The following is a 12,504-nucleotide window of genomic DNA, read 5'->3' as shown; positions in this document are numbered from 1 at the left end:
ATACCATATAATTTCTAATTAAATTAAAATTAAATACAGCCAATGACAATAAACATTCCCGATATAAAAAATATATCGCTAATTCTCACAATGAGACGAGGGCTTTAAAACCCAAAGGCGGTCCAGGTGGCCCTGCCACCTGGTGGGGGAGGTCTGGAGGGGGCAAAGCCCCGCTCCAGGGCCCACCAGCGCGCCACTGCCCTAATCATCCCCGCCCCAATCAAAGGAATAAAATCTTTACCATACCCATCATCCAGCCTATACTGCCCGCCCCAGGCTGATGGACCCCCGCAATGCCCACCCCCCCGCACCGAGAGCCTCCCAGCCAGTCCAAAACCCTCAGCCTCGCGCGCCCAATCCTATATTTTGTGCAAACCATCCAACCAAACACCGCCCCTGGTATTTGTCCGAATACACCACTTTACGCGCCCATCCGCCGACCCAGCCTTTTCGCCATCGCCCGATACCCGGTCAGGAACCGCTCGGCCGCATCCGCCCCTGCATTCCAGGGCAGCGAAACCCGAATGCCGCAGCCGGCGTTTTCGGCAAAACCCATCGCCGCCAGCACATGGCTTTGTGTCACCTTGCCCGAGGAGCAGGCCGCCCCGGCCGAGACGCAAATCCCCATCCCGTCCAGCACCATCACCTGTCGCTCGGCGGCGATGCCTGGCAGCACCAGCTGGGTGGTATTGCCCAGCCTCGCAGCCGCCTGCCCGGCCACCATCACCCCCGGTGGCAGCCCCGCCTCGATGGCATCGCGAAGCGCTGCTAGATGCGTGGCACTGCCGGCCTGTGCGGCGGCGGCCATGCCGGCAATCGCCGGCAGCGGCTCGGTTCCGCCGCGCCGCCCGCGCTCTTGCCCGCCGCCCGCCATGATCGCCCGCGGGTGCAGCCCCGGCGCCAGCAGCAGCGCACCCGCACCCATCGGCCCGCCCAGCTTGTGGCCGGAGATCGCGAGGCTATGCCAGCCAGGTGCCAGCGCCACCCGCCCCGCCGCCTGCACCCCATCCACATGCAGATGCGCCCTATGCGCCGCGCAGAGTGCTGCCACCGCCTCGATGGGGTGCAAAACCCCCGTCTCATTATTGGCCGCCATCACCGCAACAAGCGCCGGCCCTGCGCGCAAAAGCGCCTCCAGCGCGTCGAGGTCCAGCCTGCCATCGCCCAGCACAGGGATCACGGAATGGGCAAAGGCCCGCACCGCCGCATGTTCGGTGGCCCCGGCCAAAATCCGTCGATTTTCGGAAAATCCATGCAAAGCCAGCGCATTGGCCTCGGTCCCGCCCGCCGTCAGCACCAGCTGCGCCGGGCTCGCGCCAAAACGCGCGGCCAGCGCCTCACGCGCATCCTCCAGCACCCGCCGCGCGGCGCGCCCCTGGCCATGCACGGAGGAGGCATTGCCCCCCAGCGCCATGGCCGCTGCCGCCGCCGCCATGGCCTCGGGCCGCGGCACTTCGGTGGCATTGGCATCCAGATACAGCATTGGCCGCTCAGGCCTCGATGGGCAGTCCACGATGCGGCGCGGCGGCGCGGCCCACCACCTGGCCTGCCAGCACATCGGCCAGTGTCAGCCCTTCCATGAACAGCCGCACATGCTCGCTCAACTCGGCCCAGAGGTCATGCGTCGCGCATTTGCCGCCGCCCACGCAATTGGGCGATTCGGCATCGCAGCGAATGGTGCGGATATTATCCTCCACCGCCTCCACCACCATGGCGATGGTGATATCCGCCGCATGATAGGCCAGCCGGTATCCCCCGCCCGGCCCGCGGGCCGAGGCCACGAGTCCCGCCCGGCGGAGCGGGCCGAACAATTGCTCGAGATAGGCGAGGGAGAGCATTTGCGCCGCGGCAATTTCCGCCAGCGAAACCGGGGGTGTGCGCTTGCCCGGCGGCGGCGCCTCTGCCCGCGCCTCGCGCGCTGCCAGTTCCACCATCGCCATCACCGCATAGCGCCCGCGTGTGGACAGCCGCATAAACCCATTCCTTCTGCTGGTATCCCGTCCGGCATGCGTTCTGGGAGCCCCAGTCATGCGCCCGCCGCCGTGAAACCATTATGAAAAGCCGATGAAACTCAGTATCATCCCACTGCCGTCGGGGAAGGACACCACCCGCGGCATCCTGAACCAGCATCCAACCGCGTCCGGCAGGCGTTCCTCGCCCTATTTGGGAAGGCTATGGGTGACAGCGCACCGCGTCAATGACGCGTGGCGGGCGGCCTATGGAAGGCACCGCATGCTGGGCCAGGATATCCGCGTCAAACGCCCCAAAAGAGGGCGCGTGGATGGTGGCCACCCGCACGCGGCAGCGTGTGTCGCCGGCGGCTGCTTCCAGCCCCGGTGCGGCGCTGCCCCTGAAGAATGGATGCCTGGGTCAATGCCTGAAGTGATGTTCGCTGGGCCGGATGGCCGCCTCGAAGGCCGTTATCACCACGCCAAAAAGCCCAACGCGCCAGTCGCGCTGCTGTTGCACCCGCATCCGCTGCATGGTGGCACGATGAATAATCGCGTGGTGCACGCCCTCTATGGCCGCTTCCAGGCGATGGGCTTCTCGGTGCTGCGATTCAATTTCCGCGGCGTTGGCAAGAGCCAGGGCCGCTATGATGGCGGCATTGGCGAGATCAGCGATGCCGCCTCCGCGCTCGATTTTCTCCAGACCATCAACCCCGCCGCCAGCATGCTCTGGGTGGCTGGCTATTCCTTCGGCTCTTATGTCGGCATGCAATTGCTGATGCGCCGGCCGGAAATGGGCGGCTTCGTCTCCATCTCGGCCCCGGCCAGCCATTATGATTTCGGCTTCCTCGCGCCTTGCCCCTGCTCGGGCATGATCCTGCATGGCGAGGATGATGAATTGGTGCCGGTGGCCAGTGTCGGCCGCCTGGTGGACAAGTTGAACACGCAAAAGGGTGTGAAGATCGATTATCGCACCCTGCCCGGCGCGGGCCATGTCTTCACCCCGCCGCAGGTGGAAACCGTGGTCGATATGGCCGAGGACCATGTGCTGAGCGTGCTGAACCGCAGCCGCTCCGCACTCGCCGCCGATTGATATGATGCTGGGGGTGGCCCGCCCACCCCCAGATCGTGCGGCGCTTGGCTTGCCAGAGCGCCTCTCCCTGTTCAACCTCCGCCCGTCACACAGGGAGTTACCACCATGCCGCTGCAACTCGTCACCTTCACCGATGCCAAGGGCCCGCGCCCCGGTGCCATGGCCGGCGTCGGCCAGGTGCTTGATCTCATCGCCGCGGGCGGCCTGCCAGCGGGCGTGACCGACATGCAGGGCATTATTGCCAGCGGTGCGCCGGCCCTGGCCGCGATCCGCGCAGCCCTCGCCCACCCCGCGCCCGCAGCCCTGCTGCCCATCGAGCAGGTCACGCTGATGGCGCCGATTCCCCGGCCGCATCGCAACCTCTTCTGCGTTGGCCGCAACTACATGGACCATGTGGCCGAGGGTGACCGCACCCGCGGCATCACCGAATCGGAACTGCCCAAATTCCCGCAATTCTTCACCAAGGCGCCCGACACGGTCATCGCCCCAGGTGCCGCCATCCCCGACCACACCGCAACCGGCGTGACCAAGTGGCTGGATTATGAGGCGGAGCTGACGCTGATCATCGGCAAGCCCGGCGCCAATATCAGCAAGGAAGACGCCCTGAGCCATGTCTTCGGCTGGACCATCGGCAATGATGTGACGGGTCGTGACCTGCAGCGGCGGCATGGACAATGGTTCAAGGGCAAGTCGCTCGACCGTTCCTGCCCGCTCGGCCCCTGGATCGTGCCGGCCGATGAGCTGGATGCCGCCGACCTTGCCATCCAGCTCTGGGTGAATGGCGAGCAGCGCCAATCCAGCCGCACCTCGAAGATGATCTTCGATGTGAAGGAGATCATCCATCAGCTCAGCCTGGGCTTCACCCTGCTGCCGGGCGATGTGATTTTGACCGGCACGCCCGAGGGTGTGGGCTATGCCATGCAGCCGCCGCAGGTGCTCAAGGATGGCGATGTCGTCGATATCGAAATCGAGGGCATTGGCCGGCTTTCCAACCCTGTGAGGGCCTGAACTGGCGCGACCCATGCTCCCCGCAAGGCGAGCATGGGTCGCAGCGCTGCTCAGCGACGCGGCGGGGCGGGACGCTCCTCGGGGGTCGGGGTGAGGCCATAGGGGGCGACCAGCTTCCACACATGCTCGGGCAGCATGTTTTTGAGCCGGGCGGGGTGCTCGCGGCGCAAATGCACCACCGATTCGCAGGCCTTCATCTCCACCCTGGTGCGGGCGAATTCCACGCCGCGCGGGCCTATCCTGGGCATCAGCCAGCTCACGATGGGGCGCAGCCAATTGGGCATGCGGCGCAGCGGCAGGCCACCGGCGGCGCGCTCGGTATTGGCCAGAAAACCCTTCACAGCACTGGCGCGCTTGCCGGCGCTGCTTGGTGCCTCGGTGTGCAGCTCATCGCCCAGCATGGCGAGCAATTCGGCGCCGCGCTGGTTGCGCACCAGCAGCCATTGCTCACCGCGGCCGGCCATATAGCCCACCGTGATATCGGCCAGGACATTGGTGTAGTCCACGCAGCTGCGGCAGGTGAGGGGGAAAAAATCCGGTGAAAGTTGGCTGATGGGCAGCGCCAGAAAAGGGATGGTGCGGTTGCGGCCGTCAGCGAAGCGCAACTCCACCTGATAATCGGCGCGGAATTCGAGATAGGTGATGCTGTCTGGGTTCTCGTCGAGCAACGACAGAAAATGGTGGAAATTCTCGGTGGTGGTGTTGTCGGAACATGGCGTGCCGATGACGAAAATCCGCTCGAATCCCAAGCTCTTCTCGATGCTGCGCAGCGCATAGACCTGGCAGGGGATGCCGATGATGGCGATGCGCTTATGGCCGGCAGCGGCGGCGGGTTCCAGCAGCGCCAACAGCGGCGCATAGCCCATGCGCATGCCGCGGCAGGCGGCCATGCCCTCGGCCCGGGTGACCAGCACGGGCATGGGTTTCCACTTGTCATCCGGGTCTGGCGCCATGGTGAGCACGGCATCCACGGCGGAGGCCTCCAGCAGCTTTTCCGCCAGGCGGGTGGTGATGCCGGTCCATTGCGCGCCCTCGGCCGGGGTTTTCAGCCGGGCGCGGAGCATGGTGCGGAAGGGGCCGAAATGCAGTTCGTCCGGGTTGCGGCCGGGGTCACGCGCGCGGCCATGCACCTGGGCCTCCAGGGCGGGGTAATCGGGCGCGATGAATTGGCAGGCGCTGCCGCAGGCTTTGGCGTTTTGCATGCGCGAGACCCCGCAATCGGTGCAAAGCCCGCGCGGTGCTGCGGGGGGGAGTTCGGGGGTGGTGATGGGCTGGTTCACTGCGCGTCCTCGTATTGCGCGCAGCCTATCGGGCGCTCAGGCCCGCCGCCAGACCCAATAGAGCGGGGTGCGGCCGGCGGCGATGGCCTTGGCCTCATAGCGGGTGGGCGGCCAGCCGGGCGGCCTTTCACGGGCCGGTTCATCGGCGGAGAAAAGCGGGCTGGGGCGCAGGGTTTCCTCCACCCAGGCCTGATAGGTCGGGTCATCGGAGGCGATGCGCCATTCGCAGCCGGGCTTCAGCGCGCAGGCGATGATGGGCAGCATCTCGGCATGGACGAAGCGGCGCTTGGCGTGGCGGGCTTTGGGCCAGGGGTCGGGGAACATCAGGAAGAGCCGCTCGAGGCTGGCTTCGGGCAAAGCGAGCAGCAATTCCCGCGCATCCTCGGGCCAGAGGCGCAGGCGGGCTGGGGGCGGCGTGCTGGCCTCGGCGCCCTCGGGCACCAATTCGGTCAGCAGCGAGCATAGCCCGGTCTCATAGACCTCGGAGGCGATGATGGCGGTGTTGGGGTGGCTGCGGAGCAATTCCAGCGTGTGCTCGCCCCCGCCAAAACCCACTTCCAGCCAGAGCGGCAGGCCAGCGGCGAAGCTGGTATCGGCAAAGCGCCAGGCCGGCAGGGTTTCCGCCAGCAGGCGTTCCTGGCGGGGGCGCAGCTTGTGGCCGCGGCGGCGTCCATAAAGGCGTTGCGGCACGCCATCGGGCCATTCGGTCATCACGCGCCCCTCCAGAAAAAAAGGCGGCACCGGAGACCGGCGCCGCCCATGTTCCAAACCCTGCCAGGGTTCAGCGGTTGAAGGCGCTCTTCAGGGCGGCGGCCAAATCGGTGCGCTCCCAGGTGAAGGTGCCCTTTTCCTCATCCGGCGTGCGGCCGAAATGGCCATAGCTGGAGGTGGGGACATAGATCGGCCGGTTCATGTGCAGCATTTCACGAATGCCGCGCGGCGAGAGATTGACCATCTCCTGCACCACATGGGCGAGCTTCACCTCATCGATATCGGCGCCGGTGCCATGCAGGTCGAAATAGACGCTCAGCGGCTTGGCCACGCCAATCGCGTAGGAGACCTGGATGGTGCATTTTTCAGCAAGGCCGGCGGCGACGACATTCTTCGCGACATAGCGCGCGGCATAGGCGGCCGAGCGGTCCACCTTGGTGGGGTCCTTGCCGGAGAAGGCACCGCCGCCATGCGGTGCGGCACCGCCATAGGTGTCGACGATGATCTTGCGCCCGGTCAGGCCGCAATCGCCATCGGGGCCGCCGATGACGAAGGTGCCGGTGGGGTTCACATAGAGTTCGGCATCGGGGCACATCCAGCCGGCGGGCAGGCTGCTCTCGATGAGCGGCCTGAGCATCGCCTTGATCTGCGCGGCCTCGAGGCCTTCCTCATGCTGGGTGGAGAGCACGATGGAGGTGGCGCCGACCGGCTTGCCATTGATGTAGCGCAGCGTGACCTGGCTCTTGGCGTCGGGCAGCAGGCCCTTCACCGAGAGATCGTGGCTTTTGCGCAGTTCATTGATCCGGCGCAGGATCAGGTGGGCGTAGTAAAGCGGCGCGGGCATGAGATCGGGCGTCTCGGTGCAAGCGTAGCCGAACATGATGCCCTGGTCGCCAGCGCCTTCATCCTTGTTGCCGGCCGCATCCACGCCCTGGGCGATATGGGCGGATTGGGCGTGCAGGTGGCACTCGACCTTGGCGTGCTGCCAATGGAAGCCTTCCTGCTCATAGCCGATATCCTGAATGGCCAGGCGGGCCTTGTGCATCAGCAATTCGGGCGTGATGGAGCCCGGGCCGCGCACTTCACCGGCGATGACGACGCGGTTGGTGGTCACCAGCGTCTCGCAGGCCACACGGGCATAGGGGTCGGCTTCGAGGAAGGTGTCGAGCACGGTATCGCTGATGCGATCCGCCACCTTGTCCGGATGTCCTTCGGAGACGGATTCCGACGTGAAGAGATATTCGCCTGTATCGCGCATGGCTTGGTTCGGCCTCTTGTCGCTGGGTTACCGGGCAGCATCCGGCCTCGCACCCCCGGGCGGAGGCGGGCGCTGAATGGCAGTATGGGGGCTGGGGGTCAAGGCGGGGTGGTATTCACAGCCTCAGGGCGCGGCCACCTTGTCCTTGTAATTGCACAGCGCAGCCGCCTGGCAGCGCCAGCATTCCGGCCGGCGCGCCTTGCAGATATAGCGGCCATGCAGGATGAGCCAGTGATGCGCATCGCGCAGCAGCGCCGGCGGGCAGCGCTTCACCAGCCCATCCTCGACGGCCCTGGTGGTGCGGCCGGGGGCGAGGCCGGTGCGGTTGCCCAGGCGGAAGATATGGGTGTCCACCGCCATGGTGGCCTGGCCGAAGACCACATTGAGCACGACATTGGCGGTCTTGCGGCCCACGCCGGGCAGGGCTTCGAGGGCAGCGCGGTCCTGTGGCACCTCGCCGCCATGCTCATCGACGAGTTTTTGCGAAAGGGCCGCCACATTCTTGGCCTTGGCCTGCCACAACCCGATGCGGCGGATATGCTGGCCCACGCCCTCGGCCCCCAGGGCAGCCATGGCGGCGGGGGTGGGGGCGGCGGCGAAGAGCGCGGGGGTGACCTTGTTGACCGCGGCATCGGTGGTCTGGGCTGACATCACCACCGCCACCAGCAGGGAGAAGGGGTCGGTGTAGAGAAGCTCAGTCTCGGGGGTGGGGTTGTGCTGGGCGATGGCGGCAATGAAGGCGGCGGCCTGCTCGCGATTCATCAGCCGGGCGCGGCGGGGTTGGGTGGCGGTGCCGTGCAGGGCGGGTTTGGCGGGGCTTGTGCGGGGCATGGGCGCGGTCATCTATGGCAAGTGATGTCGGAACACGCGAGTCCTCTCCTCTTCGAAGCCGTCAGCCGGCCGCAGCAAAGCCTGAACCGCACCGGTATGCGCGTGGTTGCGGTGGTGCTGGTGCTGGGTTTTGGGCTGTCTGGGCTGCTGTTTACGCTGCTCGGCGCTTGGCCGGTGCTGGGCTTTGCCGGTGCGGAATTGGCGCTGGTCCTGGGGCTGTTTGTGCTGCATCGGCGCTGGGCGGGGCGGTGTATCGAGCGGATTTCGCTCAGCCATGACCAATTGCGCATCCTGCGAATCGATGGGCAGGGGCGGGCATATGAGGCGGTGCTGGAGCCCTATTGGGCGCGGCTGCGGGTGGAGGAAGGTGCCGCAGCGCGGCTGATGATCGGCCAGCGCGGGCAGGAGAGCGAGATTGGCCTCTATCTGAACGAGGATGAGAAGCGCGATTTGGCGCGCGCGCTGACGGCCGCGCTGGGGCGTTATCGGGAACCGCGCTTTGACAACCCGCAATTGCGCTGAGCTTTGGAGCGCTAAGCCTTGGCAAAAAGAGACGCCCTGACCGCGCAAGCGCGGTCAGGGCGTGGCCGCCGGGAGACAGCCAGTTTGGCGGAGGCCTGCCGGGAAATGGCCACCACCGAACGTCGTCCGCCCCCTCGGCCCTGCCGAAGCCGGCCAAGGTGGGACGACGAGGCGGAGCTTGGTGGTTTTGTTTACGAAACGAAATAGGGGTTTAAATGAAATATCTGTCATAATCCCTGCCCCCTTCGGATATGTGATCGCCCGCGCCGCCGGCCGCCATATCGCACCGCCCGCAACTGCCGTAAAAAACCCATAGCCACCCAAGGCCCGCATGGCTCCCAAGCCCCTGGCATGGCTTGTGCGGCACGCCATACTGACTGAGCTTCACCACGCAATCGGGCAAGGACTCGCGCCCAGCATGCCAGGGTACAATGTGACCAAGATCCCGCCCCCCGCCGCCCCCAAGCCGCGCCGTCGCGCCCTGCTGGCCTTGGCCATTGCGGCGCCCTCCATCTCGCTGCTGGGCTGCGGCACCTCGGCCGTGGCGCAGCGCGCTGGCCTGCCGGATTTCGCCGATCTGGCGGAACGTGTGCTGCCGGCCGTGGTCAATATCGCCGTGCAGGGCGAAACCGCGGGCCAGGTGCCAGCCGAATTCCGCGGCACGCCGTTTGAGCGGTATTTCCGTGGCCGGCGCGAACGCACCCAAGGCCAGGGCTCGGGCTTCGTGATCGACCCCACCGGCTTCATTGTCACCAATAACCACGTGGTGGGCACCGCCACGCGGGTGACGGTGGCGCTGCAGGATGGCACCGAATTGCCCGCTCGGGTCGTCGGCACCGATGAACCGACTGATCTGGCGCTGCTGCGCGTCGAGCCGCGCGGGGTGATGATCGCCGTGGCCTGGGGCAGTTCCAACGCCATGCGGGTGGGGCAATGGGTGCTGGCGGCAGGCAATCCCTTCGGCCTGGGCGGCTCGGTGACCTCGGGCATCGTCTCGGCCCGCGGGCGGGAAATCGGCGCGGGGCCGTTTGATGATTTCCTGCAGACCGATGCGGCCATCAACCCTGGCAATTCCGGCGGGCCGGTATTCAATATGGCGGGCGAGGTGATTGGCATTTCCACCGCCATCTACTCGCCCACCGGCGCCTCGGCAGGCATTGGCTTTGCCACCCCTTCGGACCTTGCGCGGCCGGTGATCGAGCAGTTGCGCCGCGATGGCCGGGTGGATCGTGGCTGGCTGGGCGTCTCCGTGCAGGACATGGTGCCCGAGGAGGCGCGGCCCACCCGCCGGGCGGTGGTGGTCACCGATGTGGTGCGCGGCGGGCCCTCGCAGCGCGGTGGCCTGCGGGCGGGGGATATCGTCGTCGCGGTTAATGGCGAGCGTACGGAGACAGCGCGCGCGCTTGTGCGCTACGTTGCCGCCATCACGCCTGGGCAGCCGGTGCGGCTTTTGGTGCAGCGCGAAGGCCGGACACAGGAGGTGACCGTGCTGGTGGGCCGCCGCCCGCCCGGCCCGGGCTGAGCAGTGGCGGTGCAGGGCAGCGGATGAAGAAGGGCTGAAAGCAATGCGTATTCTGCTGGTTGAGGACGATGTCGAGGTCGCGCGCTTCGTCAAGAAGGGCCTGCAGGAAGCCGGCCACACCGTCGAGCACGCTGCCAATGGCCGCGATGGGCTCTTCCTCGCCGCCTCCGAGCAATTCGATATTTTGGTGCTCGACCGCATGCTCCCCGGCGGCGTGGATGGTGTGCGCCTGGTGGAGACCCTGCGCGGCCAGGGCAACCGCACGCCCGTGCTCTTCCTCTCGGCGCTGGGCGCGGTGGATGAGCGGGTGAAGGGGCTCAAGGCCGGTGGCGATGATTATCTGGTCAAGCCTTTCGCCTTTGCCGAATTGCTGGCCCGGGTGGAGGCGCTGGCCCGCCGGCCAAGCGTGGATGCGCCCGCCACCCGGCTGCGCGTCGCTGATCTGGAGCTTGATCTGCTCAGCCGCACCGTCACCCGCAGCGCCAAGAAGATCGATGTTCAGCCGCGCGAATTCCGCCTGCTCGAGCATCTGATGCGCCATGCGGGCCAGGTCGTCACCCGCACCATGCTGCTCGAGAAGGTCTGGGATTATCATTTCGACCCGCAAACCAATGTGATCGATGTGCATGTCAGCCGGCTGCGGCAGAAGCTGGACAAGGGCTTTGACAAGCCGCTCATCCACACCGTGCGCAATGCGGGCTATATGATCCGCGCCGAACCCTGAGGCCGGGGCCCTGAGGCCCGGGCGCGCGGCCACGCGGGCCGCACCACCACCACGCCTGCTGCAAAGTGCGGGGCTGCGCTTTGCCGCCCTCTTCACCGTGGTCTTCGCCGCATCCTCGCTGGTGCTGGTGGCGGTGCTGTGGTGGGCCACCGCCGGCGCGCTGGACCGCCAATTGGCAGCCGCCATCCGCGCCGATGCCGTGGCGCTGACCGAGCGCTGGCGCGATGCCGGCGCCACCGGCCTGGCCGAGGCCATTGGCGAGCGCATTGCCCTCGATGTCTCCAATGACGCGATCTATCTGCTGCTGGACCGCCAGGGCCAGAGGCTGGCGGGCAATCTGGAGGCCTGGCCGGTTTCTGCCCATTCGGATGGGATTTTCAGCCGTGCGAGCGTGGCGCGTGACGGCGTACCCGCCGATGCCCGCTTCCTGCGCCGTGATCTCACCGCGGGGGGCGAAACCTGGCGCCTGCTGGTGGGCCGTGATGAGAGCGAGCGGCTGCAACTGCGCCTGGTGCTGACCGAGGGCGTGGTCTGGTCGCTTGGCGCCTCGATGCTCATCGCCTTTGCCGGTGCCGCGCTGATCCGCCGGGCGCTGGAGCGCCGGCTGGAGCCCACTTTTCGCACCGCAACGGGCATTGCCGCCGGCGATATGTCTCGCCGGGTGCCCATCTCCGGCCGGGGCGATGAGTTTGACCGGCTGGGCCAGGGCATGAATTCCATGCTCGACCGGATCGAGACGCTCATGCAGGGCGTGCGCGGCGTCTCTGACGCCATTGCCCATGACCTGCGCACCCCCATCGCCCGCGCCCGCTCCAAGCTGGAGGAGAGCCTGAGCGTGGCCAGCACCGAGCAGGAACTGCGCGCCGCGGTGGAGCAGGGCATTGCCGACCTCGACAATATCAGCCGTATCTTTCGTGCGTTGCTGCGCATTGCCGAGGCCGAAGCGGGCGCGCGCCGCGCTGCCTTCGCCGGTTTCGACCTGCCGGCGGTGCTGGCCGATGCCGCAGAATTCTATCAGGCCGCGGCCGAGGCGCGCGAACAACTGCTGGAGACCGACCTGCCCGCCAGCCTGCCCATGGTGGGCGATAGGGACCTGCTGCTGCAGGCGGTGGCCAATCTGCTGGATAATGCCGTCAAATTCACCCCCGATGGTGGCAAGGTTCTGCTGGCGGCACGGCGGCTGGAGGATGGCGCGATTGAGATTCTGGTGACCGATAGCGGCCCGGGCCTGCCGCCGCAGGACCAAAGCCGCGCCGGAGAGCGGTTTTTCCGCGCAGATCAGTCGCGCAATACCCCAGGCTCGGGGCTTGGCCTCTCGCTGGCGCGGGCGGTGGCGCAATTGCATGGTGGCGAATTGGAATTGGCCGATGCCATGCCCGGGGCTGATCCGCCCGGGCTGGCGGTGCGGCTGCTGCTGCCGGGCAGCGATTAATAGCTTGCTTCAACATCGCTGAATTACTACATATTCCTCCATGGCCCACCGCTGGTTGACCCTGTCCATTTTGCTCTTCCCGGCTTTGCTTCTCACGGCCGGTTGTGCCGTGGCGCAGCAGGCTGAGCCTCAGCGACGGGAGGCTGAGCCTCAGCGACGGGAGGCTGAGCCTCA

General features: G+C 66.7%; 12 protein-coding genes. 6 read left to right on the top strand and 6 right to left on the bottom strand.

The window, feature by feature from the left end:
* Positions 1-421: 421 nt before the first annotated feature.
* Positions 422-1,483: an aminotransferase class V-fold PLP-dependent enzyme gene (locus ABWP84_RS08750; RefSeq protein WP_353211637.1), complete on the bottom strand. Its 1,062-nt coding sequence runs from the start codon at positions 1,481-1,483 to the stop codon at positions 422-424.
* A 7-nt stretch (positions 1,484-1,490) separates the two neighbouring features.
* Positions 1,491-1,973: an Rrf2 family transcriptional regulator gene (locus tag ABWP84_RS08745; RefSeq protein WP_353211636.1), complete on the bottom strand. Its 483-nt coding sequence runs from the start codon at positions 1,971-1,973 to the stop codon at positions 1,491-1,493.
* A 400-nt stretch (positions 1,974-2,373) separates the two neighbouring features.
* Between ABWP84_RS08745 and ABWP84_RS08740 the strand changes: the two genes are divergently transcribed.
* Positions 2,374-3,042, top strand: a complete 669-nt coding sequence (locus tag ABWP84_RS08740; RefSeq protein ID WP_353211635.1) for an alpha/beta hydrolase — start codon at positions 2,374-2,376, stop codon at positions 3,040-3,042.
* A gap of 105 nt (positions 3,043-3,147) precedes the next feature.
* Positions 3,148-4,050 carry a fumarylacetoacetate hydrolase family protein gene (locus ABWP84_RS08735; RefSeq protein WP_353211634.1) on the top strand — a complete coding sequence of 301 codons (903 nt, stop codon included), beginning with the start codon at positions 3,148-3,150 and terminating at the stop codon, positions 4,048-4,050.
* Positions 4,051-4,100: 50 nt separating this feature from the next.
* Here ABWP84_RS08735 and ABWP84_RS08730 read toward each other — a convergent pair whose 3' ends face one another.
* The 4 genes from ABWP84_RS08730 to nth all read right to left on the bottom strand — a co-directional run bounded on the left by ABWP84_RS08730 (position 4,101) and on the right by nth (position 8,130).
* Complete coding sequence (locus ABWP84_RS08730; RefSeq protein ID WP_353211633.1) at positions 4,101-5,330, bottom strand: Coenzyme F420 hydrogenase/dehydrogenase, beta subunit C-terminal domain; 1,230 nt, start codon at positions 5,328-5,330, stop codon at positions 4,101-4,103.
* 36 nt (positions 5,331-5,366) lie between these two features.
* Positions 5,367-6,041 carry a tRNA (guanine(46)-N(7))-methyltransferase TrmB gene (locus tag ABWP84_RS08725; protein WP_353211632.1) on the bottom strand — a complete coding sequence of 225 codons (675 nt, stop codon included), beginning with the start codon at positions 6,039-6,041 and terminating at the stop codon, positions 5,367-5,369.
* Between the two features lie 70 nt (positions 6,042-6,111).
* A complete protein-coding gene (gene metK / locus ABWP84_RS08720) occupies positions 6,112-7,299 on the bottom strand; it encodes a methionine adenosyltransferase (RefSeq protein ID WP_353211631.1) in 1,188 nt (395 codons plus the stop codon).
* A 123-nt stretch (positions 7,300-7,422) separates the two neighbouring features.
* A complete protein-coding gene (gene nth / locus ABWP84_RS08715) occupies positions 7,423-8,130 on the bottom strand; it encodes an endonuclease III (protein WP_408904258.1) in 708 nt (235 codons plus the stop codon).
* Positions 8,131-8,154: 24 nt separating this feature from the next.
* Between nth and ABWP84_RS08710 the strand changes: the two genes are divergently transcribed.
* From ABWP84_RS08710 to ABWP84_RS08695, 4 genes are all read left to right on the top strand, one after another.
* A complete protein-coding gene (locus tag ABWP84_RS08710; RefSeq protein ID WP_353211630.1) occupies positions 8,155-8,652 on the top strand; it encodes a DUF2244 domain-containing protein in 498 nt (165 codons plus the stop codon).
* A gap of 433 nt (positions 8,653-9,085) precedes the next feature.
* Positions 9,086-10,174, top strand: coding sequence for a trypsin-like peptidase domain-containing protein (locus ABWP84_RS08705; protein ID WP_353211629.1), 1,089 nt, complete (start codon positions 9,086-9,088; stop codon positions 10,172-10,174).
* Between the two features lie 43 nt (positions 10,175-10,217).
* The gene (locus tag ABWP84_RS08700; protein WP_353211628.1) at positions 10,218-10,898 is read left to right on the top strand and encodes a response regulator transcription factor; all 681 of its coding nucleotides are present in this window, start codon (positions 10,218-10,220) and stop codon (positions 10,896-10,898) included.
* A 97-nt stretch (positions 10,899-10,995) separates the two neighbouring features.
* The gene (locus ABWP84_RS08695) at positions 10,996-12,330 is read left to right on the top strand and encodes an ATP-binding protein (protein WP_353211627.1); all 1,335 of its coding nucleotides are present in this window, start codon (positions 10,996-10,998) and stop codon (positions 12,328-12,330) included.
* The last annotated feature ends 174 nt before the right edge of the window (positions 12,331-12,504 follow it).

It is taken from the genome of Rhodovarius sp. (genome assembly GCF_040399605.1).
In the GTDB taxonomy this organism is placed as follows: domain Bacteria; phylum Pseudomonadota; class Alphaproteobacteria; order Acetobacterales; family Acetobacteraceae; genus Rhodovarius; species Rhodovarius crocodyli_A.
This window is presented reverse-complemented; position numbering and strand designations above follow the sequence as displayed.

Excerpts from the sequence above, each read along its gene's own strand:
- ABWP84_RS08725 (WP_353211632.1), bottom strand. The coding sequence starts at position 6,041 with ATGACCGAATGGCCCGATGGCGTGCCGCAACGCCTTTATGGACGCCGC.
- ABWP84_RS08710 (WP_353211630.1), top strand. The coding sequence starts at position 8,155 with ATGTCGGAACACGCGAGTCCTCTCCTCTTCGAAGCCGTCAGCCGGCCG.
- ABWP84_RS08750 (WP_353211637.1), bottom strand. The coding sequence starts at position 1,483 with ATGCTGTATCTGGATGCCAATGCCACCGAAGTGCCGCGGCCCGAGGCC.
- ABWP84_RS08700 (WP_353211628.1), top strand. The coding sequence starts at position 10,218 with ATGCGTATTCTGCTGGTTGAGGACGATGTCGAGGTCGCGCGCTTCGTC.
- ABWP84_RS08740 (WP_353211635.1), top strand. The coding sequence starts at position 2,374 with ATGCCTGAAGTGATGTTCGCTGGGCCGGATGGCCGCCTCGAAGGCCGT.
- ABWP84_RS08735 (WP_353211634.1), top strand. The coding sequence starts at position 3,148 with ATGCCGCTGCAACTCGTCACCTTCACCGATGCCAAGGGCCCGCGCCCC.
- ABWP84_RS08745 (WP_353211636.1), bottom strand. The coding sequence starts at position 1,973 with ATGCGGCTGTCCACACGCGGGCGCTATGCGGTGATGGCGATGGTGGAA.
- metK (WP_353211631.1), bottom strand. The coding sequence starts at position 7,299 with ATGCGCGATACAGGCGAATATCTCTTCACGTCGGAATCCGTCTCCGAA.
- nth (WP_408904258.1), bottom strand. The coding sequence starts at position 8,130 with ATGCCCCGCACAAGCCCCGCCAAACCCGCCCTGCACGGCACCGCCACC.